This window comes from Candidatus Buchananbacteria bacterium CG10_big_fil_rev_8_21_14_0_10_42_9 (assembly GCA_002773845.1).
Lineage (GTDB): Bacteria > Patescibacteriota > Patescibacteriia > Buchananbacterales > 21-14-0-10-42-9 > 21-14-0-10-42-9.
Genome location: PEZZ01000004.1, coordinates 36134 through 60768 on the forward strand (window position 1 = coordinate 36134; position 24635 = coordinate 60768).

Genomic DNA, 24635 nt, shown 5'->3' on the forward strand with positions numbered 1-24635 from the left:
AATATCTGGATCTAAATTAGCGCGCATAATAGTGCCAACCGCCCGAGCAGCCCCTGGTTGGCCGGCTTTTGCGGCCACCGCTTTATAACTTAAGACCCGCCCCCTTGGGATATTGGCTACTACAGATTTAACTTTTTGCGTAAATAAAGTCATATATTCATTGTAATGTAAAACGCTGCAAAAGTGTATATTCAGGGTGCTTTGGCAATAACACTGACTCAAATAATACAACGCTTGTAACGCTTAAATTGCGCTTGAAATCCGGCTGACTTAAATTTATATTATTAGTGTCAACGGAGCTTTTTATCCTTGCCAAAGTTGCGTGCGGGATAGGATTTTTATGGTCATCTTTGCTTGAAAATGCTTTCACCGCGTCACGCATCTGATGAACTAATAGTTTAAAATCATGACTGTATTGAAAAAGCGCCCAAATCATTTTAGCTGGGCGGTTAGGCGGGGCAAAAATGATTGACTCAAATGTAAGATCAAAACTTGTTAGAGAATTTGTTGCCAACCTTAGGCCGTCAATTAGGCTAGGAATGTCGCTCACCTCGACATTACCTAAAAAAGTAACTGTTATGTGAATGTTGCCTGGCACTGTACATTTAATGTCTGCCTGATCCAAAGCATAACAACAATTTGCCAGTTCTTTTTGCCAAGCGCTAGGTATCTCAATGCCTATAAATAACCTCTTACGCATTAAACTAATGCTTGCAAATTTTCTGTTGGGCGGCCCAACACCGCTTTATCCCCCTTTTCTACAATTGGCCGTTGCAATAAGTCCGGATACTTGATCATTAACTTAACCAACTCCTTGTCAGACAAATCCTTTTTAGCCAATTTTAAGTCACGATAAATTGGTTCTTTGGTTCGAAGTAATTTCCCGGCCGGCACACCCATCTTTTTGATCAGCGCTTGAAGTTTCTTTTCAGTCAGCGGCTTTTCATAATAGTTAATCTTTGTGAACTTCAATCCTAAATTTTTTAAAAAAGTATTGGCCATACGGCATTTTGTGCAAGTTGGTTTTTCGTAAATAATAATTTCTGCCATTTATTTAAATATATAATTTTTAAGCTCGTAGATAACATCTTTACGCTCCACCACAATTGGCCAACCGTGGGTTTTAGCGTAATCGGCTAGTGCCCGGTTGGGGTTGAACGCGATTGGCTGGCCAACTAGTTTTAACATTGGAATATCACTTTCAGTATCCCCAACCCCAATTGATTTTGACAAGTTGACTGGCAATTTAGACCAGCTAATAAAATCCTCTAAGACCTTATCTTTATTCAAATATGTGTCTTCGCTAAAAATCCGCCCAGTAAATTTACCCTTTTGGACCTCCAATACCGTGCCATAATAAGTATCAAAACCTTTGTAATCAGCGTATTGTTTCACAATAAAATTTGGTGAGCCAGAAATTGCCAAAATATAATAGCCCTTCTTTTTCAAGTCTTTGATTAAATTCCGTGTGTAAACATAATCACGGTCCTTGTATATCGCAACCACTTTCTTTGCCACATTAAACACCGACGCGTATGTTTTATTTTTAATGTACCTTAGATAGATCTCAATTAGCTTATTGTTATAATCTACAAAGCTTCCGGTGCGATTAAGCCAGGCAGTGTATTCTATTTCAACTTCTTTTTGGGCTGTTTTGGGAAAAACACCCTCCCGGACAAAAGCCCGAATTAATTCAATAAATAAATGCGAGCGGAAAATAGTTCCGTCTATATCAAAAGCTGCGAGTTTAACTTCTTTCCTTGCCGCCATGTTGCAATTGTACCACAAACTAACTCAACCAAAAAAGCCCCGCCGAAGCGGGGCTTTAAAAACATATTTTTAATACAGGTCATTGACACCGGCAATATCGCCTACATTTAAATCTCGCTTCTTGGTCTCGCCCTCGGATGCAAATCGATACATTGATTCATCTATGCAAGTATCATCAGGGTGGCCCAAACCCAAAGCATGCCCAAGTTCATGAACTAATATGTTCTCTAAATCCATTAACGATGAGTCTACGCTCGCGTCGCCCCAACTAAAATCTGAATCGTCAATCACCATATCCCACTCTCTTAACTCTCGACCGCTCGGCGGACCGCTGAAAACACCCCAAGTAATAGTCATGGCGATTGTTCCTGAATTTTCAATTGACCCAAAGTAAACTTCATTTTGTCCATCAGGGCTAAATTCGTCAGCCACAAGCACTGAAGAAGTAGCTGTACCAGTGCCAAAAATATCAAACGTAACTTGGTTGTCCCATTCATTAATACTTTTGCCAAGGGTTGATGTTACAAAAGCTTCGTTCATGCCATCGCTATTTGATGCATTAAAAATATAAGGTTCTGTTGTTTTCCAAGCTGCTCCTTTGGCCAAAGGTGCAAAACATTTTGATGTACCCTTTCCACCGCCGCCGTTATTTTTAGGCCCGCCGGCATGATCAGGTTTAGCATCGTTATTCTTTGGATGTAAAATTGCATACCCTTGAACTACCGTGCCGTCAGCATCTTTTGCCAATCCGAGATCAAAAATGTTTGGCGCAACCTCAACGGCGTGCTCCGGGATAGTCACAGTTGCAACTAATTTATCATTGGGGTTTATAATTTCTGTTGGAATTAAATTGGGTTGGGCAAAAGCAATATTAAATGACCAAGCCAACACTGCTATCCCCGAAGCAGTAGCTAAAATTTTTTTCATATTTATAAATTATAATTATTATGATTTTTGATGCAAGCCCATGATTTCAGCTTGATCAATTATATGTCCCTCCATAGCGCTTTCGGCTATTTGCCTGGCTTCATTTTTACGCAATTTTAAGTTTCTGTCAAGCGCATACAATTTAAAGAAATAACGGTGTTCCCCGTTGGGCTGGCACGGACCGCCATATCCAGACCGACCAAAGCTAACCATTCCATCTACCAAATCTTCAACTTTGAAACTTTCCGCCACCACTGTCACGCTCAGCGGAATATTATAGACTATCCAATGCGACCAAGTACCGCCTTCCGTATCTTAGATTGGATACTTTGGTTGTGTTGAAAAGCTGATTTGGATAACCTAATGTGTTCAACTGCTCTGTTAAATATTATAACAATATAAGCCGATTAGTAATTGCTACGTTATTATCAGACCAACTAAACGTGGCTTGGCTTCTTTTATTGGACTGAGATCAAAAAATAAAACAAGCCCCAAAGATGGCGCTTGTTTTATTTTGATTTAGTTACAGTGAGATTGTGTAAGCAGTGGTAGTCACAGTTTTCTCCAATCCGTCAACCAAATGACCGTTAAACCAGATTTGCTCGCCTGTGGCATCGGCACTCCCGGATATGTTTTTATGATCGTCTGACCATACAAACTTGCCGTTTGTACTTTCTTGCCAAGTATCCGCCGCAACTCCGGTATCATTTCCAATCGCTTCTGCTAAATCACCCAGTAAGCTAACCGACACAAAATCGCCAGCGGCAACTCCACTTACTGTCCCGTGCAGGTAAAATCTCTTAGTCGTCCCGTCGGTAACCTCTAAATACTCTTTACTATCACCATTGTTAAAATTCGGACTGTTAAAAGTAAACGATACCCGGCCACCTTGCGTACCAATATCATCTAAACTTATAGCATCGGCGTCTGATACTTTATCTGCCTCTCCGTCTTGACGTAAATATAAGTTAGAAATGTCAACTCCATCAGAAGTAGTTACATTAAAGCTTGTTCGGTAAAGCATTACCGGTCGTCCTTGACTTGAATCAGCAGTAACTTCAAAACCAAATAACCGAATATCGCCACTAGTTAAGTTTGATGCTGCACCAAGCCGGTTACTAGTAGTCGGCAACGTCACGATTGGCTTAGCTGAATGCAATATTTTTACCGTACTAGTTGGGCTATTGAAGGTACTACTAACTTCTAATCCAGAATCAACTCCCGTGCCAATAATGCCGTCCGATCCGCCAAAGCCAACCCGAAAACTGGCGTTGGGCGTGCCAGGGTTATCTGTACCAGCGGCTGAAATTTCTGCTGTGTCAATTTTTAGAGTCAATGTTTCGCTTGTGCCTTTGACTATCTTTAAGTAATTAGTATCGGCCGGATTATTAGAGAATGGAAAGGTAACCTTGTTGGTTGAAGGGATATTGCCCTCAGTAAGCTTGGAGGCACCGTGATAAATTGTGACATTGCCAATATCCTTATAGTTACCATCCGCCGTACCCGTCTGATTAGCATCTTCAACGTAAACGCTTATCTCATCTAAAACAACATCCTCCAGCTCAGCTGAAATCTTTACACTTTTGACAGTCACGCCAGTAGTGCCAGACAAGACAATTGACTCCTCAACGGCGTTAACATCTTCATTAACAATAGCCCCTGGCGTGGTTGTTGAGCTTTCATCTTGCTGATTACCAAAATCTAAATCCTCATATTCTTCATTTGCTTCCACGTCAACTATGTAGGTTGTTGAAGTGGGTTTAGTTTGCGTCCAGCCTGACTTTTGCTCTTCAGCCACTGTGTAAATTCCTGGCGCTAAATCTTGAAACTTATATTTTCCTTCTGAGTCGGTCAATGCACTAATTGTCGATGATCCTTTGGTTAATTTAATGGTCCAGCCAGATAAGCCTTGCTCGCCGTCGTTCCAAACACCGTTTCCGTTTAAGTCATTAAACTTACTGCCACTTATCTCGGCATCGTCATCGCCGTCATCATCATCCCGGCCGCAAACTCCGAGAGTGTCGCCATGTCGCTCATGGGCAGGCCAGGCATTTGTACTAATTGATAAGGTAACCCCTTTGCTTTCATCGCCTCCAGGGAAATGACAAATTTTTAATTTCTTGCCGTCGAAGATATCTAAATCTTCCAATGGCCGGCACTCTCTCTCAACTTCAACTTTTCGGCTCAACACTTCACCAGACTCTTCGTCAATCTCTTCGACAACTTTTCTAACTATCTTGCAACGCTTAGTGTGTGAGCGGAGTGCCCTTATTGTCTTTCCAATGCCGCGATTGTCGTTAATTGTTGGAACGCCCTCAGCATCTTCATCCGGATCATAGTCATCGTCTTCGCCAACATCGCTACCTCGATGATAATGAATAAAAAATACATCCGGAATATCATCTACTAGTTTGGACCAGTCACGTCCAAAATGCCTAACTGCCGCATTTTCATTGACTAGCCAATGCAAAGCGCCATTAGGGCCAATACTATAGACTTTAGGGTCAGATTGAATTTTAACCAGCACTATACCTGGGCGATAACGAACGTTACCCCCCAAAGGGATAGATTGCAGTGTTTCCAAACTTACCTCAACCACAGAATCAAAATTATCAAACCAGCTTTGAAAAATCTTGTTATTCGGAAAAACATAACGTTTGCCATCCGCGGCATAATAATAGACCGTTTCACGGCCCTCTACTTTAATCAGGGAATCAGTTTGTAAATTCTCCAGATCCGTTAAGGCGCCGACATAGGAATAAGGCGCTAAAATTAGACTTAAAGCAACTAAAAATAATGTTATTTTACGCATATTTTTGCATAATAATTAAGCATTAATTATAACGATAAAGTTATTCATAGTGTGACATAAATTAATATTAAATCAAGGGCGTACCAGTCATTTCCATCGGCTTAGGGATATCCATAACTTTTAAGATTGTTGGCGCTACATCCGCCAGCATCCCAGCCGGAGTTAAAAGGCTTAAATCCCTATCGGAAACCTTCTGGCCAAACTGAGCCGCTTGGCCTTTATATTCATTTCCTACAATTATAAATGGCACCGGGTTGGTGCTATGCTCCTTGTCAATTTCTCCCGTTTGCAAATTAATCAGTTCTTCAGCATTACCGTGATCGGCTGTAATAAAAACTACCCCGTTAATTGACAAATAATATTTAACAATTACCCCAATCGCTTTATCAACTGCCTCGACGGCTTGAATGCTGGCCTTTAAATTTCCAGTATGGGCAACCATGTCAGGGTTAGCGAAGTTAACAACAGTAAATTTATATTTTTGTTCATTCACCGCGCGCAAAACTTTCTCAGTCAATTCGAAAGCGGACATTTCTGGTTTTTCATCATACGTGGGAACACTTGGTGAAGGCACCAGTAACCTTGTTTCTCCATTATACTCTTTTTCATTCCCGCCATTGAAAAAATAAGTCACATGCGCGTATTTTTCAGTTTCAGCCGCGTGGAGTTGGCCGACACCAGCATCAGCCAAAACTTTAGCCAAAGGAGTTTTAATAAGTTCTGGCGGGAAGGCTACTTTGCATGGCAATCCTGATTCATATTCTGTCATTGACACAAAGAATAAACCACGCAAAAAGTTAGGCCGCTTAAACTCTTTAAAATCAGGCAAGATAAAAGCTTTGGTGATTTGCCTAGCGCGGTCCGCCCGATAATTAAAAAAAATTAACGCGTCTTCAGGCTTTACGGGTGTCGCATTTTGACTAATTACTGTTGGCTTTAACTGCTCATCATATATTTCTTGTTTATATGATTGTTCAATCGCGGTAATTGGATCGTCAAAATTACTTTCACTTTGGCCAAACGCAATAGCGTTATAGGCCAAGGCAGTTCTATCCCAATTGTTATTTCTGTCCATACTGTAATACCGTCCGCTCAAAGTAGCAATTTTGCCAAAACCAAGCTCATCTAGCTTAGCTTTTAATTTTTTAACAAAGTCTAGTCCGCCGTCTCGCTTGGTGTCGCGTCCATCTAAAATAACGTGAATTACCACATTATTTATTTGCAGTTGCTGGCAAAGGTCAAGTATCGCGTACAAATGGCTTTGGTGGCTATGTACTCCCCCGTTGGACAATAACCCCATTAAATGCAAGGTTGAGTTAGAAGCCTTAACTTTGTTTAACGCCTCTAAAATAGCTTTATTTTGAAAAAAATCACCGTCAATAATAGACTTATTAATGCGCGGTAATATCTGATAGATAATTTTGCCGGAGCCTAAATTCAAATGGCCAACCTCAGAATTTCCCATCTCTCCCCACGAAAGTCCGACTGATTCCCCGGACGCCTGGATAGTTAAGGTCGGATAATTGGTCACTAAATGATCCATGACTGGCGTTTTGGCTAAAGCTATAGCGTTGCCCCTAGATGGCGGGGCTACCCCCCAACCGTCTAAACTAATTAACATAACTAAACGCTGTTTGGCCATAATTTATTTAACCAACCCTGAGCGGGTCATTTCTTTTGGTTTTTTAATGTCTAGAATTTTTAAAATTGTTGGCGCGACATCTGCCAAAACGCCCTTCCCTTTAAGCTTGAATTTTTTAGGTGAAACTATAATCAATGGCACAGGATTGGAAGTATGTTCGGTTCTTACCTCGCTGGTTTTTAAATCAAACATTTTTTCAATGTTGCCATGGTCGGCGGTTATCACTAATGTTCCGCCAGCTTTTTTGATAACTTTAAAAATCCTCTTAATTGCCGCGTCCACAGATTTAATCGCCACTTGGGCTGCCTTGACATCGCCAGTATGGGCGATCATATCAGCGTTAGCGATATTAGCCACTATCACATCGGCATTTTTAATTTGTTTCAAAATCGTGTTAGTCAACTTGGCAAGTGACATTTTAGGCGCGTCTCTGTAATTTTTTACATTCGGTGATCTAATCTCAACACGCTCTTCATTGGCCACGGATTGTTTATAACCGCCATTAAAAAAGTAAGTCACGTGTGCAAACTTTTCAGACTCACCGATATAAACCTGGCGGTACGGCGACATCACCATTGGGAATGTTTTATTTAAATCCCGGCTTGGATAAGCGGTGGCAACGCTGTCTAAATCAGGACCAAAATCGGTCATGGCTACAAAATACAAATTTTTTAATACCTTCTTGCGAGTAAAACTGCCCGGGTTTTTCTTGGTAAATTCTGTTTGCACAAAGGGTTTAGTTAGTTGTCGTGCCCGGTCGGAACGTAGATTGAAAAAAATTACGGCATCATTATCACTGATGCGTTTAACTGGCTTGCCTCTCGGATGTAACACATAAGGCTGAACAAACTGATCTGGTTCGTTGCGGTTATAACTTTGGGTAATTGCCTCTTCACAGTTTTTAGCCTTCAAACCCTCGCCTATGACCAACGCATTATAAGCAGTTTCTGTTAAATTCCATTTTTTACGCCGATCCATGTAAACTCGCCCCATGACCGTAGCAATCTGCTCGCCATTACGCAATTTACGCAACAGCTGTTCTAATAATTTTAAGGCAGAAAAAGGCGGAGAGTCACGGCCGTCGGTGAACAGATGCAACTTGACGTCTTTAATGCCTTCCAGGCGAGCGAAAGTAATTAAAGCCAATAAATGATCTGGATCAGCATGAGCGCTTTGCTCGTTACTTAACAAACCCATTAAATGCAAAGTTGATCTATTTTTCTTTACATGTTTCACGGCGTTGAGAAATGCCAAGTTTTTAAAAAAAGTGCCATCATTTATAGCATGAGAAATTACGACCGATTCTTGTTCTACAATTCTGCCGGCCCCTAAATTCATATGGCCGGCTTCAGAATTACCGGCCTGGTTGGGCGGTAAGCCCGCGTCCTTGCCCGATGCGCCGAGCTTAGCATGCGGATAATTCTTCCACAGCGCATCAATGGTTGGGGTGGGGGTAAAGCTAATTGGATTTGCTTTACTTGGCGTAGCTATCCCCCAACCGTCTAAAATCAACCAAACTAATGGCCACCCGATTTGCTTATTGCGCTTAGCCATCCGGGTTAAACTTTTAGTTCGTCAGCAATTTGCATTAAACGATTATACTTTGCGCTTCTTTCCGAACGTGACATTGAGCCGGTTTTTATGTATTCAGCCCTTGCCGCAACTGATAAATCGGCGATGAAATCGTCAATCGTTTCCCCGGATCGGTGAGATACTGAAATTTTATAATGATGTTTCCTCGCCGTATCAATAGTTTCAACTGTTTCACTTAAACTGCCTATTTGATTGGGCTTTATCAGTATTGCATTGCCTGCTTTCATCTCAATGCCGCGCTGTAATATTTTTTTGTTAGTAACAAAAAGGTCGTCGCCTACCAAATCAATTTTTTTACCCAGCGCCTTAGTCAGCTTTTGCCAACCCGCCCAATCGTTTTGTGCCAAACCATCTTCCAGGGAGACTATTGGATACTTCTTGGTCATGCGTACCCAGTGATCAATCAACTGGTCAGTCGTCATGGTGCGGCCGTCAGTTTTAAGTACATATCGTTGCTTCCGTTTTTCGTAAAATTCTGAAGTCGCCGGGTCCATGGCAATTTTAACTTGGCTACCGGCGCGATAATCAGCCGCTCCAATGGCCAGCATAATTAACACTAAGGCTTCTTCGTTGCGGTTTAGAGTTGGCGCAAAACCGCCTTCATCCCCAACCGATACTGATTGACCCTTGTTTTTAAGGATACCTTGAAGCGCGTGAAATATTTCAGACCCGCAGCGTATTCGCTCATGAATTCGACGCTGTTGCGGCACTATCATGTGTTCCTGAAAATCAATCGCCCAACCAGCGTGCGCGCCACCATTTACGATATTAATAGTTGGGTATGGCATAGCCCAACCTTTCTGAGACTTAAAAAACTGCTGCCTTAAATAACGATACAGCGGCAAGTCTTTACTTTTGGAGGCGGCTCTGGCAACCGCTAATGATACACTTAAAATGGCATTAGCTCCTAAATGTGATTTATTGTCGGTACCGTCAAGTTCAATCATTAACTGATCTAACTTCTTTTGGGCGTAGGGACTTTGACCAATAATATTTTTAGCAATAACTGTATTAACGTTCTTAACCGCCTTAAGCACGCCCTTACCGTTATAGCGTTTTTTATCTCCATCGCGAAGTTCTAGCGCCTCGGCATCACCGGTTGACGCGCCTGAAGGTACTGCCGCCCAAGCTGATTTACCGTCTGACAACGTGACCGTTGTTTCAACGGTGGGGTTGCCACGAGAATCTAATATCTCCCGGGCTTTAATTGATTTTATCTTAACCATTTAGTATATCTCAAAAGTTACTGTGGCATTCACTACCACTTCATTACTGCCAACTTCAATTTCTGGTGCCGCCCCGCCCAAACCGACCGCTGCGTCGGCATAACTTCTAGCATACACCGGATACGGTTCCGGATAGCCGCCGCTTGATTCTGAAAAAGACACTACTTTCCCAAGCGTCACACCGGCCGCTTCAGCCAATTTTTCAGCTTTTTCTCGCGCTTGAGTAATCGCGGCCAAACGAGCTTCTTGCCGGTATGCTTCTGGATCATCAATAGTGAAATTAATGCCCGAAACATTATTGGCGCCACTTTGGCCGGCAATTTCTAAAATCGTGCTGACCTTTTTCAAATCGCGAATTTTAATAGTTACGTTTTGATCAACATGATATCCGCGCAGTACACGCCCGGTCGGATTGTAGTCATAATTGGGGTAAATATTGTAGTTAGTGGTTTTAATGTCAGCATCTTCAATGCCCTGTGTTTTAAGATCAGCGATAATTTTATTCATTTTCTCAGTATTTTCTTGTTGGGCCGCCGCTACCGTCGAACGTTCTGTCATAAGACCGATTGTCAAAGTGGCAATATCCGGGATGGCCGTTACCTTGCCTTCGCCGCTAATTGATATAGTATGCGGAAACTCCGCTGATTGGCCGATAAAATTGTACGACTTCCATTCGCTTCTAATCTTAACCACTACCAAAACCGACAAAAGTAAAAAGAGCAAGGTCAACAAAGCTAAAGCCGCCTGTTTTAATTTGGTTGGATGCCCCAAATCCATTGTTTCCATATAATTTTTGTTTAATTATTTTTGAGTAATGGGCTTACGGCTGGTAAAGTTTTACCTTCTAAAAATTTCAGCATTGCCGCCCCGCCGGTGGATACATAAATATTTGGTAACTGCGCAAAAGTTTTATTAGAAAATTTTCTAAAGACATCAATCGTTTCGCCCCCGCCAATTACAATTTTTGCGTCTGAGTGCACCAACGCGTGGATTACGCTTTCGGTGCCCTTGGCAAATTGTAAAAATTCAAACACTCCCATTGGTCCGTCCCAAACAATCGTTTTAGCCTCGCGAATAATTGAATCAAACAAGCGAATTGTGTCTGGGCCAATATCTAAAATCCACTCCTTGGGCCCAATGCTGCCAACCGCCTTAGGTACCGCTTTGGCGCCTTTGGTAAATGACTTGCCCACCATCACATCAACCGGGATATGTAATTTAGGATTAGTGAAATTAAAATCTTCCAATTGTTTTACCATGGCAGGCTCAATCAGCGATTTGCCCACGGCGACACCTTGCGCTTTAAGTACCGTATTAACTAACGCCCCGCCAAGTAAAATGTCATCAAATTTTTTTAATAGCTTTTCGACTACTCCCAATTTAGCCGAAATTTTTACGCCGCCAATAATAGCAATCGCCGGACCTTTAGGTTTATTTAACGCACCATTCAATTCATTAATTTCCTCTTCTAATAAAAATCCCGCGTAACTTGGCAAAAATTTAGTAATTGCGGTGGTTGAAGCATGCGGCTTATAATCTTGAGCAAAAGCATCGTTAACGTATATTTCGCCATAGCTAGCCAAGCGTTTAGCAAAAGCCGGATCATTTTCCTCTTCTTCAGGATGGAAGCGCGTGTTTTCTAAAACCAAAATCTCGCCAGGTCTCAAAGCCGCCACGGCTTTTTCCGCCTTTGGACCGACGCAATCGTCAACGTATTTTACCTTGAGTTTTAATGCCTTGGATAAGTAGCGGGCAATTGGATCTAAGCGCCATTTGTCAACAACTTTGCCCCCCGGGCGTTTCAAGTAGGATAAAACCACGATAGAACATTTATTCTTTAAAAGGTGGTCTAAAGTTTTAAAAGTTCTAACAATCCTGAAGTCATCACCAACCTCATAATGTTTACCCACTTTTTCCAAAGTAACCTCATAGGCTGCCCGATAAACAATCCGCCGTCCTTTGAGATTTTTAATATCCCTCATTGTCCTAAGCTCCATAAGTGGTTAAATTATACCATAAAAACACCTGCGCCACTAAAATATCGGCTATCAAGCTTACTTAATAAATAAGGTATTTAAAACTTCCAGGGCTTTATCCAATTGAGGATCGACATCAGTATCTAAATCCTCAATAGTCCTATCAACTTCAATATCTGGCAATATGCCCTCTTCATTAATTGACCGGCCGTTCGGGGTTAACCACTCTGCCACTGTTAACTTGACTGATGAGCCATTATCGAACTCTTTTAAATCTTGTATTGAACCCTTGCCAAACGATTGCATGCCCACAATTGTAGCTTGCTCAAAGTCCTGTAACGCGCCGGCAACAATTTCTGAACCGGACGCCGAACCACCATTGATTAGAACAACGGTCGGAATATCAGCAAAGCGTGCCAAGTTGCGGCCTTCATGCCGAATTTCTGTCCCGTCACTATGCCGCTCAATAACCACTGGACCGGGCCCAACCCACTCGCCCGCTACGGCATTAGCTACATGTAAAAAACCGCCTGGATTTCCGCGCAAATCTAAAACTATGCCATTGACGTTAAGGTTTAAAATCTCTCTTACGATTTGGTTAAAATCGCCCAAAGTGTCTCCATTAAAAAAATGCAGTTCGATTAAAGCAATATTGTTGTCTAGCAACTGCCACTCGACACTATCAAAATCAATAACGTCACGTACGATAGGGACATCGTTAATTTCCAACTCGCCGTTTTTTTGGCGCCCGATCTTTAAGACTACCGTCGTGCCTTTTTTCCCGCGAATGATGCTGACCGCGTAATCCAGCGAAATATCTTGGGTGTCAACATCGTCAATTTGCAAAATATAATCGCCTGATTTTAATCCAGCTCGTTCAGCCGGGGTGTCTCGCACCGGCGCGATAATTACTAACTGATTATTACGAATCCCAATTTCAGCGCCAATGCCCTCAAACTCACCGGATAGTTCATCGGTAAATTCCTTAGATAAATCAGGCGGCAGATAAACAGAGTAAGGGTCCCCTATGGCTGCGACCATACCGCTAATGGCCCCATGAATAAGTTGCGTGTCAAGCAACGCTTCTTTGTCCAAGGCGTTATCTTTTATGTAATCAAATACCTTCCAAAACAAATTAAAATCCACGTCATCAGATAAATATTCCGGCACTTTGTCGTGATTTACAATTTCCCCACTGGAAAAAACTGATATTATTGGCGAGCCGGAAACTTGGCCCCAAGAAAAACCAATAATAAAGGCAAGCGCCAACGCGCTCAAGGCGATAAAAGTAAAATAAACGGTGGGTGGTTGCAACTTTCTCATCTAATCAATGCGCTTTATTTTAGCGCCAACGCTAGCTAGCCGTTGGTCTAAATTTTCATATCCGCGGTCAATTATTTCAACGTCTGCGATAGTTGTTTTGCCTTCTGCCACAAGACCAGCGATAACCATCGTTGCGCCGGCGCGCAAATCTAAAGTTTTTATATTAGTACCCCGTAACTTTGACGGTCCAGCTACAATCACGCGATGTGGATCACAAATTGTGGCATTGGCTCCCATTTTAACTAACTCATTGACATAGCCCAAACGCCCCTCATACAACGGATCGTGAATTAAACTCATCCCTTGGCATTGAGTCGCCAACACGCCGAACGGTGCTTGCAAATCGGTTGGGAAACCAGGATACGGCATAGTTTGCAATTTAAAAGCGCGCAAATTTTTTGATTGCTTAATTTTTAAACTGTCATTTTTTAACTCCCAATTAACCCCAACCTCGCTGGCTTTACTTAAAATGCTATCCAAATATTCCGGCTGTACAGGAGTTAAGCTTAACTCACTTTTAGTTGCCGCCGCTAAGGCTAAAAAAGTGCCGATTTCAATTTGATCAGAAATAACATCAAAGTTATAGCCTTGCAAGCTATCTATGCCCTCAATTATAACAGTGCTGCTATCAAGGGTTTTAATATCAGCGCCCATCTGTTGTAAACACTCAATTAATTTTTGCACATGCGGCTCATGGGCTGCTAGCTTCACAACAGTTTTCCCTTCGGCTAAAACCGCTGCCATTATTATATTCTCTGTCGCGGTAACCGAAAATTCCGACAATACCACTAAGCCGGACTTCATCTTTTTGGCATTCAGTTCGATTGAATCATTAGTTTGATTTGCCTGAATGCCTAACTGGCTAAGGGCCTGCAAATGAGTGTCGATCGGGCGCTTGCCAATAATGCATCCGCCGGGTTCTAAAATTTTCAATTCTTTAAATCTAGATAAAAGCGGTCCAACTAATAAAATTGACGAACGCATTTTTTTGACCGCCGTTTGATTAATGTTTTTAAGATCAGCATGAGCGGCATTAATTGTCAGCTGCCTATCTGCCGTCCATTCAACTTTAACCTTGAGACTTTTCAAAATATCCAGCATTGACTCAACATCACTAATGCGAGGAACGTTATTTAAAATACAATCTTGAGAAGTAAGTAAGGCGGCGGCAATTAAAGGAGTAGCGGCATTTTTCATCCCGCTAATTAATACCTCTCCTTTTAAGGCTTGACCGCCTTCAATTACTAGTGTAGACATAGTATAATAACACGTATCATTCTACATGGAATCTCATTATTATTCAATGGTTATATAGGTTATGTCTAGCCGCAAAGTTAGATTTGTTATCTTTTTAATCGCGGCTGGAATTTTTGTCATTGGCGCGCCGATGATTGTTTTGTATAGCGCTGGCTATAGGTATAATTTTGATGCCGGTAAAATTCAACGAACGGGCAGTTTGTATATTGAAACTCTTCCCACCAAAGTTATTGCGGAATTGAACGGTCAAATTGTAAGCCAAGAAAACCCCGTGCGTATCGATACTCTGTTGCCGGCACGCTATAAGTTAAAACTTGCGCTTGAAGGCTATCACGTCTGGGAAAAAGAAATTGAAATTAAACGTAATTTAACCACCTTTATTAAGGGCGTTCATTTATTTAAAAGTAGTCTTCCGGCGCAAGTCATTGTCGGACAAATTGATTGGGTTAAAAAAATAAATGACGAGGATAGAATTTTATTTACAAAAACCACAAACCTTGGCGTGACAGAGTTTGTTCACTACAATTTACAAACAGAACAAGGGCAAGTTGTTTATGCCACCTCCGCCGGCGAGGCAATTATTGACATTATAACAGCACCAAATGTAAAAAGGGTGGCGATTAATATTAATACCGGCGTTGGGCGCAAAGTGGTTATCATTAATACCGATAATTTAAACTCATTCGAACTTGCCAGTGGAAAAAATAACAAGTGGGAAATTGCTAGGTTCAATAACGCAGACGCTAATATGCTGTTTACTTTTTCAGCCGGCGTTTTAAATCAAATAAATCTAAATGGAGATAGTATCACAAAGATAATGTCTGCCAATATCTTAGACTTTGCAGTGGACGGGGAACAAATTTATTATGTAACTAAAATCGGGGCCACGCCTTATGTTGTTAAAACCACCCTTCAAAAACCAACAGCTGACAATTTAATTCGCTTACCATTGCCAGCAAGTTACTCTTTTAACGGCAGCCCAAGCGCTTACTTACTTTTAAAAAATGATACCAGCGGTGACTTCTTTTTACTGCGTCCAGATATTTTTAGCCAAGATGATGTCGGCGCTGGTATAATTTTTGACGGGCAGGCTAAAAATTTTGCCTGGCCGAATACCAACACTTTAACTTATTTTAGTGATTTTGAAATTTCTCAATATAACATTTCTTCAAGTCAAAACCAATTAATCAACCGTTACGGTGAAATTTTGACTGGAACTGCGGCGTTTAGCGAACCAAAGTATACTTTTTATGTTTTAAACAATCGTCGGCTTAAAGTCATTGATAAAGATACCAGCGGCGGCATTATTGATTTGGACTTAGCCGAGTTCGACTATATTGCTGAGCCTTTTTTTAACAACACCGAAGTTGCGATTTATTTTATTGGTAAGGTCGGCAACCAGCAAGGTTTATACCAACTTAAGATTCAATAAAACCTTAAAAAACAAAAACTATTTTCTCGCGACTAAATTAGCAGCCTTCAATAAAGAATCAAAGCTTTCTCCGCCATCCCCCCACCAGCCCCGAAGGACTTCAAAGGTCATGGTGCCTTGATTAACATAAAAATTATTCACGTCGGTAATTTCTAATTCTCCGCGTTTTGACGGTTTTAACTTCCTGATTACATCCCAAACTTGCGCGTCATACATATAAACTCCAATAACCGCATAGTTAGATTTGGGTTTTTTAGGTTTTTCTTCAATCTTAACTATCTTGTCGGATTTAATTTCCGGCACGCCGAACGATTTAGGATTGTCAACTTCTTTCAAATATATCTTGGCACCTTTGTCTTGCTTCTCAAAGTTTTTTACAGCTTGAGAAATATCATCCTTTAAGATATTATCGCCCAGCATAACTATAACCTTCTCATTGTCTGCGAAATCTTGGCACAAACTTAAGGCTTGAGCAATGCCGCCAGGTTCTTCTTGCACGGCGTAAGAAAAGTGCGCGCCAAATTCTTTACCCGAACGGAGCAATTCCAAAAATTGGCCGGCATGGCCTTTGCCGGAAACTATCATAATATCTTTAATGCCGGCATTGACCAAAGTTTGGATGGGATAATAAATCATCGGCTTATCATACACCGGCAACAAATGTTTGTTGGTGACAGCGGTCAATGGACGCAATCTTGTCCCCTCGCCCCCAGCTAAAATTATTCCTTTCATATTATTTACTGGAATTCTTCCATTCTTTGTGAAACCATTCCATCCCTTCAGTATTTACTCCCGCAGCCCGTAGCTCTTCCATCTGAGCTAAAAAGTCTTGTTCATATCCTCCCGAAAAATATTTATCCATAGCACTTTTGCCTCCATCTTTATCGTTGGCCGAGACAACATCTTCTTGTAACCCATTAGAACTTTGGACAAATTTATCATACAATCGTTCAAGATGTGCAAAACTGCCCCGCCTTGCTTCATTGTAAGCATCATTAAGCTCGGCCATCAATCCATTATCTCCACCCTGGCCAGGGTGTAATTTTTTTGCCAGCTCACGAAACTTCTTTTTCATATCGTCCATAAAAGGTTGCTCTGTCTCTCTCATACTATTTATTTAAATACTCAACTAACGCCTCTTGCCAGGGTCGTAGTGGCTCTAGGCGAGAATCTTTGAGCACGCTCCACTTTGGCCGTTTAGCGTTATTGCCTGGCAATAAAAAAGTAAACCACGGCACGACAATTGCATTTAATTTTAATTCTTTGATAATCGCTTTCGCAAAATTATACCACGTGGTGCCGAAAGGTCCGGCGAAATTTGTCACATGGTAAATACCGTACGGTTTTTCGGTTTCCACAGTCTCTTTCACTTTCTTAGCCAAATCCAAAGTATACGTTGGATTACCATGCTGGTCTATAACAACTTTAAGCCATTTTTGACTCTTTGCCAAGTTTTGAATTGTATCTACAAAATTATGCCCATTTGGACCAAAAAGCCAAGAGGTTCTGATTAAATAATATTTAGCGCCATATTTTTGCAATAATTGTTCGCCTAAATGCTTGGATTTACCATAAGCAGATAACGGTTCCGGCGTATCAAACTCAACATAGCCATCTTTACTCTCGCCGTTAAAAACATAATCAGTGCTAAAGTGAATGAGTATTGACTCAATTGGCTTGCACGCCTGCGCAATATTTCCCACCGCCTCGCCATTAATCTTTTCAGCCAGTTGCGTCTCCTTTTCTGCCTTATTTACGGCAGTATAACCGGCGCAATTAATCACTATATGCGGCCGTAGTTTTTTTATACTTGTTTCTACGGCCGCAGCGTCAGTAATGTCTAATTGGTCACGGTCCCATAAAGTTAAATCATAATTAGAAAAAACCTCGGCGCAGGCAGTGCCGAGCATTCCATTAGCGCCCAAAATTAAAACTTTGGCGCTAATTCCCATATTGCCCTTGGTAATATTTCTGATAATCCCCTGACTTCACTTTTTGCCACCAATTTTGATTAGCTTGATACCACTGTATGGTTTTACTAATGGCTGTCTCAAAACTTTCTTGCGGCTTGTATCCCAATTCCGTACTTGCCTTTGACCAATCAATAGCGTAACGGCGGTCGTGTCCGGGCCGGTCTTTAACAAACTCAATTAAATCTTCGCTTTTCCCTAATTGTTTCAAAATTGTTTTAACCACTTCTATATTGCTCACTCCTTCATCCATGCCGCCGACGCAATAAGTCTCCCCGGCTTTACCTTTTTGCAAAGCTAAGTCAACGGCCCGGCAGTGGTCAGTAACGTAAATCCAATCGCGCATATACAGTCCGTCGCCGTAAATTGGAATCTTTTTATCTTCTAGCGCGTTGGTAATTGCAAGGGCAATAAACTTTTCGGGAAATTGATACGGGCCTAAGTTATTAGAACAATTAGTAATCGTAATCGGTAAGCCATTAGTTACATGATATGCCCGGACTAAATGGTCAGAGGATGCTTTTGATGCCGAATAAGCGCTACTTGGCCGGTACAAACTTTCTTCATTAAACTTATCTTTTGAATCTAAATCCAGTGCGCCAAAGACTTCATCAGTTGAAATATGATGAAAGCGTTTTACTTTATGCTTCAAAGCGGCAGCTAATAAAACTTGGGTGCCAATCACATTAGTTTGTAAAAAAACTTGTGGGCCGGTAATTGAACGGTCAACGTGTGATTCTGCCGCGAAGTGAACTAGCACATCAATACCATTCATGACTTTTTCAACTATTTTAGCATCACAAATATTACCCTTGACGAAGGAGTAATGTTTACTGCCCTCAACTGATTTGAGATTTTCTAAATTGCCGGCGTACGTCAAAGCATCCAGATTAACAATCTGATCTTTTGGGTATTTGGCCATCCAATACAAAATAAAATTGGAACCAATGAATCCTGCGCCGCCTGTTACTAGAAGTTTCATAATTCTCGATTGTCATTGCGAGGAGTGAGCAAGGTGAACGACGTGGCAATCTCAGAGATTGCGACGCTCCACTTCGTTCCGCTCGCAATGACTAATTTATTCATAATTTCAAATGATCCTTAGCTAAATAAAAAGATGCTATATGTGAAAACTTATCGAACTTTGCTGATTTTATCATTTTCTCTAGTTCTGCTCTACTAACAAACTTCGGTTCAGGTATTTCTCCGCCAACCTCGGGAACGGGATCGGCTACCTTTTTCATGCTCTGAGCTAAAAAAACAGTCCCAAAGCCGTTGCCTCCTCTCAATTTCGCAAGCTTGGTCCATTTGTCGGCACTATACCCAGACTCCTCAAGCAATTCTTTTTTTGCGTTCTTTAGTGGGGTTAGGCCCTTTTCCAGCGCGCCACTGACAAACTCCCATGTAAACCTTTGCTGGGTATATCGATATTGCCTAACAATTAAAAACTTCCCCTCATGATAGCCAACGACAGGGGTATATTCAGGTCCAACTATATATCCATAAATGTGCTTCTTCCCGAATGGATTAATAACTTCATCTTCATAAACAACTCCAAAAAACCCCGAATATACTTTTTTACCTTTGATCTTTTTCCACCGACTCATTGTAATTGATTTCTAATAGCCTCCGCCGTACTTTGAACTTCTTCTTGATCGCGATAACCCCCGCCGGGCCACAATTTTAGTCCATCATTTGGGCGCCTTGGGATTAAATGCCAATGTGCATGAAAGACTACTTGGCCCGCGTCAGCACCGTTATTTACTCCTATATTTAACGCCTTTACGTCCAAACCGTCAACAATCGCATGGGCAATTTTTTTTACCCTCACTGCTAATTCTTTCAGAGTATTTTCATCCATGTCTAAAGTGTCAGTCACATGCTCTTTAGGAATCACTAAAGTATGCCCGGGAGTAATTGGCGCAATGTCTAAAAAAGCTAAAAAATTATCGTCTTCGTAAACTTTAGTTGAAGGAATATCACCTGTGACAATTTTACAAAAAATACAATCTGCCATATGTTTTATTAATTCTTACTATTCCCTCTCCCAGTGGGAGAGGGTTGGGTGAGGTTACGAATTTGACTATCCAGCTTTCACATACTCTGCCTCACCGCTTACCTCTCCGTCTCGGAGAGGGTATTATTTACTATTAATATATTCTGCCAATTTCTTAACCGCTTTCGCGCGGGCAGAAAAATCTTTCTTTTGGTTCATAATCTCTGAAGTTACTTTTTCATATCCTGCTGGTATAAAAATGTAATCCCAAGGCATGTCGTCAACTTCTAATGCTTTTGCTTGCGTAGTAATTTGGCCGCGGGAAATTCCGGTAAATAATTTTGGCTCTTGCCTCGGTTGGCAATACCCATACACAGCCTTAAAGTACGCGCCCCTATCTTTGCCCTCTAGTAATTTAAAAATACCCTCATTGCCAATCGTGTTGAAAACAAACTTGGAAAGAGGCCCTGGAAAATTCTCATACGCCTCTAAAAATAATCCCGCATCCTCAACCACGACTAACTGATTTAATTTATCAGCCATTTGCCTCGCCGCCTGGGATACTATCTCTTCTATCGTTTTGTCTTGGTTTTCCGGGTAGTCAAAATCATGTTGGATCAGCTTTAAGCCAAACTCTTTTGCAATCTCGTTGGCTTCTTTAACTTTGTGGCGGCTGGTAGTGACAAAAAGTATTTCGCGCATTATTCGATTCTAAAAGGGCTATTATCGTCGTTTTCATGGCGAATTTCATCAACCTCATCTTTTTTCCCTTCACCTTTGTATAACTTGTCTGGCAAGTTCAAGTCATAACCTTCTTCACTTAAACACTTATAGCCGTGCACTACCCCCGGTGGGACAAATATGCTGGTGGGATTATTTTCGCCCACCTCCATAACTTCATGCTGGCCGTATGTTTTTGAACCTTCACGATTATCCCACAAATGAAATTCAAAGTTTCCCGGTCCAGTAAAAACAAATTGATCGGATTGCGTTTCATGCTCATGCGGGCCGCGTACCACGCCTTGCAATGTTTTAGAAAAATAGCTCATGGCGGGCCGAGACTCTTGCTCATCGTCGCGATGCGTTTCCATCAGCCAGCCGCGCTCATCTTCAAACTTTTGTAATTTTTTAACAATAACACCTTCAATCATTTTGATTTAATAATAGAAAAACGATTATGAATGAAAAGCCAAATAAATAACTTAGAAATGTGTAAATTGGTCCAACCGGCAATATGTTAATCAGCGCTGTAATCATGACTATCACAGCCGTGACTACTAAAATTAAGCTTCTCCATAATCTTTTTTTAACAGGCGATTTGGCCAATGCTCCAGATACTATAACACTGGCAATTAAGATAAGCAAGAGAGCGTTAAAATTCAAATAGTTAGTGATAATGCCAGTTTTAAAATATTCAATTGTGAAAAATATCACAAAGGTCAAAAAGCTCACACGCACTAAATCTTGAGCAACTATTTTTAATCTATTCATATAAACTCCTTTAACTTATTTACAATCCGATCAGCCACGCCAAACCAATCGAGGGGCGAAGTTTTTAGCTCAATCTCTATGCTGCCAATTTTAACTCCCCTGTCGCCTCCTTCTAAACCTGGCAATGAAATGACAAACGTTAACTTATCGCCGGTGGCATCTAATTTATTTAAATCAAAATCTACTTGGCTTACCAGCCAACCGTCCCGTTCAACTGGCTGTTTGTATCGAGCAATCACGTAACGAATTGCATCCGTGTTGAATTTCTCGCCGTCATTTAAATTTACTTCTTCGGGCACAAAAAAAGTTTCATTTGAAAAAGCAATAAATCCATTAGTTAAAACCCTAACGTCATTTCGCGGCACTAAAATTTCTTTATTGCTAAAATCTGCGTCTAAAGAATATAACTTATGCGTTTTGGTCAAATCAAGAATGTGCTCCCCAATTTTTAAAGTTTGCAGGCCTTCAATATGTGAAGTAAATGCTTTAAACCTGGAACCGTTAGTATACAAAAGGGTCGGCTTTGACCTCTCGTCACTATACTCATCGGCATACCCGACATTGTCGGCTAAATACACTCCCCCGATAAAAACTAACAAATCTTGGGGCGTAGCCAAACGGCGAATAAAAATATCGTCGCTCCTGGTAATCAGCTCCACCCGATACACTCCTTCGGCTAACCCTGGCAATGAAATATCAACCTCCTGCGGCTCAGAAAATTTGGCATCATCTTTAACATTGCCATCATCTTGAATAAAAGTAGAATATATTTGTTGATCTTCTTTATACACTGCAATGTCTAAATAATCATCGCCAAAATTTCGGTTTACATCTTGAATCAATAATTTTAATTCCAACGGCTCGTTTTTAACATAAGTGAAAAAACGATGCTCGCCACGCAACGATTTGTTAATTTCCACGCCGAAGTTTCTCGGCTGATAGCGTGATAAAAATAAATCTCCAGGCAAGTCGTAACGGTAACTAGCTATTCTGTCATGAGGCGGCAATTGATCCAAAAACTCATCAACCGTTTTAAATCTTTGATCTTTGCGAAATAGCACAACGTCATCTTGATATATCGGATCCCAAACTAACTTATCATGAAACAACTGATTTACCGCCTCGTTGTAAACCGCGCGTAAATCAAATGACCATGCCAATCGGCTAGCTAATGCCCCCAACTCAATAATTGATTGGTCAATATTTTGGTAACGTATTTTCACGCTGGCACTATTAAAATGACGCGGCAACCTTACATCAAAATACACTGGGTCATCCTTAACGATTTGGTATGTGTCTCCCGCCTCAACTACCGGATCGCTAACTCGAGATTGAGGATGGAGCGGGGAAATAAATGGTGAGAGTTGGTCAAAATTATAAGTTGCCACCAACACTCCATCCCTTACCAAATCTTTTTGCCAGAGCCAAAAAAATAAAACTGCCGGGGTGAGGTAAATAAAAATCCTAATTAAAAAAGTTAGAAGGCCGAAAGTCTTTTTCATGATTCTAAAGGAACGATCTTATAAATATTCTCATTCTCAAAAATATTTATGGGATCAACTAGTTGAACGGTTGAAGATGCTAACCGACTGTTAACCTCAGCTAAATCGGCTTGATTTAGAAAAGTATAATAATAAACCGGGCGCTTAGTGGCAATGTCTCTTAACGAAGACCGCGTCGCGTCATCAAAGATTGAAGACATCACATCATATTCGGGCCAAAAAATTTTATCAGTTTTTTCCGCTACAATTACCGCGCTAGGTTCAACTACCGACCGGGTCAGTTTGGCCTTAGTGTAAAAAGCACCAACAGCATCATCAACTGATATTAGACTCTCATTACCGCCAGTAAAAGTTACAATTGTGCTAAAGGTGAGATAAATCATTATAAAAGAGATGACCAATGTTGTCCCGATGCGTCGATAAGGAATAACTTGGCTGGCTTTGATTAAAACAAATGCTGCGATCGGGATGGAAAATACATATACCGGCAACAAATAGCGAACATAAGAAGTCCCAATTGTATACAACGACGGGCTAACCGTATCTTTTATTATCCAACTGCCGTAAAAAAGAATTAAAAATAAACTAGGCCAAATCCAGGCGTGAAAATATACGCGTGGTGCTGCGTTCTCTTGTTTTCGCACAAACCACCACGATCCTAAAATAACCGGGATAGCTAACCACCAAAAAAAATCCACAAAATAATGATAGAAAGTTAAGGCCGCGCGTTTAGGGTGTATGCCAAACGGAAAAATTGACTGGTTAATAAAAGCCAACGCCGTAGCCGTAATACCGCCATCATGACTTGCCTCCACGGCTTCAGCGATTGGATCGCCCGGATAACCTGTCGCGACCGGAATTTCATAAAGAGATGTTTGATAGTAAAATACAGGCATATAAACTAAAAATCCCAGGACCGCAAACAAAAAAATTGCCAAATTCACTCTAACGCGGGATTTAAAAACAAAGAGCAGCGCCAAAAACAATGGCAACACCCATAAAACTTCTGATGGTCTTATGACAATCGAGGCGGCTAAAAGCAAAACACCGAAAAACAAGCTAATTAATTTCAACTCTTTGATGTAGGAAACCAAAAAATACAAACTTATAATCAACAAATCCAAAAATAGCACGTTATGGAACATTGAACGTGCAGTGTAATAAACATACGGAGGTAAGGCCGCAAGCATTATGGTTGAAACAATGGCTATCGGTTCACTAAAAATTTTTCGTAAAAGCAAATAAAAAAAGACTAAAGTGATGGCCGATAAAATCGGCGTTAAAAAAATTATTGACTTGATGCCGGCCAACTTTGCGATGCCGCCAAATAAGACAGGCATCCCGATAAAACTAGTCGGCACATAATTCCCACTTATAACCGTTACGCTACGTGGATGAATCTCTGGCACATGATATTCCGCCTTAGGCGCCAGTTGTAATTCGCCAAATTTAGCAAACTGATTGGCAAAAACAAAGTTAGCTGTCTCGTCAGGTGAGTTAAAAATTACTCTGCCCCCTTCGGCTAATTGCACTTGGCGAAACGGAAAAATTAAATAAACTATTAAGGCCAACAGGCTTAATAAAATTATGTATACTAAATTATTATCAAATTTTAGCGCTCTCATGGCGTTTATTATACCACAATTAGGTTACTCAAATAGAAATTTTATCTTTAACCGGCCCTGACTATAATTACTGCTATTTCTAACAATGTTGTG

At 41.1% G+C, this 24635-nt stretch carries 25 protein-coding genes and 1 pseudogene (1 of these 26 cut by a window edge); 1 reads left to right on the forward strand and 25 read right to left on the reverse strand.

Annotated elements, in window-relative coordinates; all coding sequences use genetic code 11:
- The 14 genes and pseudogenes from COT81_00710 to murA all read right to left on the reverse strand — a co-directional run.
- Nucleotides 1–153: pseudogene (locus COT81_00710) on the reverse strand (6-O-methylguanine DNA methyltransferase) (it extends 150 nt beyond the left edge of the window).
- 4 nt (nt 154–157) lie between these two features.
- Nucleotides 158–700 carry an RNA 2',3'-cyclic phosphodiesterase gene (locus COT81_00715; protein ID PIS05521.1) on the reverse strand — a complete coding sequence of 181 codons (543 nt, stop codon included), beginning with the start codon at nt 698–700 and terminating at the stop codon, nt 158–160.
- A complete protein-coding gene (locus COT81_00720) occupies nt 700–1050 on the reverse strand; it encodes an arsenate reductase (GenBank protein ID PIS05522.1) in 351 nt (116 codons plus the stop codon). The genes COT81_00715 and COT81_00720 overlap by 1 nt, the downstream gene beginning before the upstream one ends.
- The gene (locus COT81_00725) at nt 1051–1770 is read right to left on the reverse strand and encodes an HAD-IB family hydrolase (protein PIS05523.1); all 720 of its coding nucleotides are present in this window, start codon (nt 1768–1770) and stop codon (nt 1051–1053) included.
- Nucleotides 1771–1839: 69 nt separating this feature from the next.
- Complete coding sequence (locus COT81_00730) at nt 1840–2697, reverse strand: peptidase M10A and M12B matrixin and adamalysin (GenBank protein ID PIS05524.1); 858 nt, start codon at nt 2695–2697, stop codon at nt 1840–1842.
- Nucleotides 2698–2715: 18 nt separating this feature from the next.
- Nucleotides 2716–2982 carry a YbhB/YbcL family Raf kinase inhibitor-like protein gene (locus tag COT81_00735; GenBank protein PIS05525.1) on the reverse strand — a complete coding sequence of 89 codons (267 nt, stop codon included), beginning with the start codon at nt 2980–2982 and terminating at the stop codon, nt 2716–2718.
- Between the two features lie 238 nt (nt 2983–3220).
- Nucleotides 3221–5509: a hypothetical protein gene (locus tag COT81_00740; GenBank protein ID PIS05526.1), complete on the reverse strand. Its 2289-nt coding sequence runs from the start codon at nt 5507–5509 to the stop codon at nt 3221–3223.
- A 67-nt stretch (nt 5510–5576) separates the two neighbouring features.
- Nucleotides 5577–7151 carry a 2,3-bisphosphoglycerate-independent phosphoglycerate mutase gene (locus COT81_00745; GenBank protein PIS05527.1) on the reverse strand — a complete coding sequence of 525 codons (1575 nt, stop codon included), beginning with the start codon at nt 7149–7151 and terminating at the stop codon, nt 5577–5579.
- A gap of 3 nt (nt 7152–7154) precedes the next feature.
- Nucleotides 7155–8705 (reverse strand): 2,3-bisphosphoglycerate-independent phosphoglycerate mutase, encoded by a 1551-nt coding sequence (locus COT81_00750; GenBank protein PIS05528.1) that lies wholly within the window; start codon nt 8703–8705, stop codon nt 7155–7157.
- Nucleotides 8706–8710: 5 nt separating this feature from the next.
- Nucleotides 8711–9970 carry a phosphopyruvate hydratase gene (locus COT81_00755; GenBank protein PIS05529.1) on the reverse strand — a complete coding sequence of 420 codons (1260 nt, stop codon included), beginning with the start codon at nt 9968–9970 and terminating at the stop codon, nt 8711–8713.
- Nucleotides 9971–10756 (reverse strand): hypothetical protein, encoded by a 786-nt coding sequence (locus COT81_00760; GenBank protein PIS05530.1) that lies wholly within the window; start codon nt 10754–10756, stop codon nt 9971–9973.
- Nucleotides 10757–10767: 11 nt separating this feature from the next.
- Nucleotides 10768–11967, reverse strand: a complete 1200-nt coding sequence (gene pgk / locus COT81_00765) for a phosphoglycerate kinase (GenBank protein PIS05531.1) — start codon at nt 11965–11967, stop codon at nt 10768–10770.
- 57 nt (nt 11968–12024) lie between these two features.
- Nucleotides 12025–13269: a S41 family peptidase gene (locus COT81_00770; protein PIS05532.1), complete on the reverse strand. Its 1245-nt coding sequence runs from the start codon at nt 13267–13269 to the stop codon at nt 12025–12027.
- A complete protein-coding gene (murA, locus tag COT81_00775; GenBank protein ID PIS05533.1) occupies nt 13270–14526 on the reverse strand; it encodes a UDP-N-acetylglucosamine 1-carboxyvinyltransferase in 1257 nt (418 codons plus the stop codon).
- A 61-nt stretch (nt 14527–14587) separates the two neighbouring features.
- On the opposite strand from murA, the gene COT81_00780 reads away from it, so the two are divergent.
- The gene (locus COT81_00780) at nt 14588–15958 is read left to right on the forward strand and encodes a hypothetical protein (protein PIS05534.1); all 1371 of its coding nucleotides are present in this window, start codon (nt 14588–14590) and stop codon (nt 15956–15958) included.
- An 18-nt stretch (nt 15959–15976) separates the two neighbouring features.
- On the opposite strand, the gene COT81_00785 is transcribed toward COT81_00780, so the two are convergent.
- From COT81_00785 to COT81_00835, 11 genes are all read right to left on the reverse strand, one after another.
- Nucleotides 15977–16690 (reverse strand): spore coat protein, encoded by a 714-nt coding sequence (locus COT81_00785; protein PIS05535.1) that lies wholly within the window; start codon nt 16688–16690, stop codon nt 15977–15979.
- 1 nt (nt 16691) lies between these two features.
- Nucleotides 16692–17066: a hypothetical protein gene (locus tag COT81_00790; GenBank protein ID PIS05536.1), complete on the reverse strand. Its 375-nt coding sequence runs from the start codon at nt 17064–17066 to the stop codon at nt 16692–16694.
- A gap of 1 nt (nt 17067) precedes the next feature.
- Nucleotides 17068–17904 (reverse strand): dTDP-4-dehydrorhamnose reductase, encoded by an 837-nt coding sequence (rfbD, locus tag COT81_00795; protein ID PIS05554.1) that lies wholly within the window; start codon nt 17902–17904, stop codon nt 17068–17070.
- A complete protein-coding gene (gene rfbB, locus COT81_00800; protein ID PIS05537.1) occupies nt 17900–18910 on the reverse strand; it encodes a dTDP-glucose 4,6-dehydratase in 1011 nt (336 codons plus the stop codon). The genes rfbD and rfbB overlap by 5 nt, the downstream gene beginning before the upstream one ends.
- Before the next feature lie 100 nt (nt 18911–19010).
- Nucleotides 19011–19535: a hypothetical protein gene (locus tag COT81_00805; GenBank protein ID PIS05538.1), complete on the reverse strand. Its 525-nt coding sequence runs from the start codon at nt 19533–19535 to the stop codon at nt 19011–19013.
- Complete coding sequence (locus COT81_00810) at nt 19532–19945, reverse strand: HIT family protein (GenBank protein PIS05539.1); 414 nt, start codon at nt 19943–19945, stop codon at nt 19532–19534. Before COT81_00810 ends, COT81_00805 begins: the two co-directional genes overlap by 4 nt.
- Before the next feature lie 123 nt (nt 19946–20068).
- The gene (locus COT81_00815; GenBank protein ID PIS05540.1) at nt 20069–20626 is read right to left on the reverse strand and encodes a non-canonical purine NTP pyrophosphatase; all 558 of its coding nucleotides are present in this window, start codon (nt 20624–20626) and stop codon (nt 20069–20071) included.
- Nucleotides 20626–21075 carry a dTDP-4-dehydrorhamnose 3,5-epimerase gene (locus tag COT81_00820; GenBank protein PIS05541.1) on the reverse strand — a complete coding sequence of 150 codons (450 nt, stop codon included), beginning with the start codon at nt 21073–21075 and terminating at the stop codon, nt 20626–20628. Before COT81_00820 ends, COT81_00815 begins: the two co-directional genes overlap by 1 nt.
- Entirely contained in the window at nt 21068–21415 is a 348-nt protein-coding gene (locus COT81_00825) for a hypothetical protein (GenBank protein PIS05542.1), read from the reverse strand. The genes COT81_00820 and COT81_00825 overlap by 8 nt, the downstream gene beginning before the upstream one ends.
- Complete coding sequence (locus tag COT81_00830) at nt 21412–22917, reverse strand: hypothetical protein (GenBank protein ID PIS05543.1); 1506 nt, start codon at nt 22915–22917, stop codon at nt 21412–21414. Before COT81_00830 ends, COT81_00825 begins: the two co-directional genes overlap by 4 nt.
- Nucleotides 22914–24542, reverse strand: a complete 1629-nt coding sequence (locus COT81_00835) for a hypothetical protein (GenBank protein PIS05544.1) — start codon at nt 24540–24542, stop codon at nt 22914–22916. The genes COT81_00830 and COT81_00835 overlap by 4 nt, the downstream gene beginning before the upstream one ends.
- Between the last annotated feature and the right edge of the window lie 93 nt (nt 24543–24635).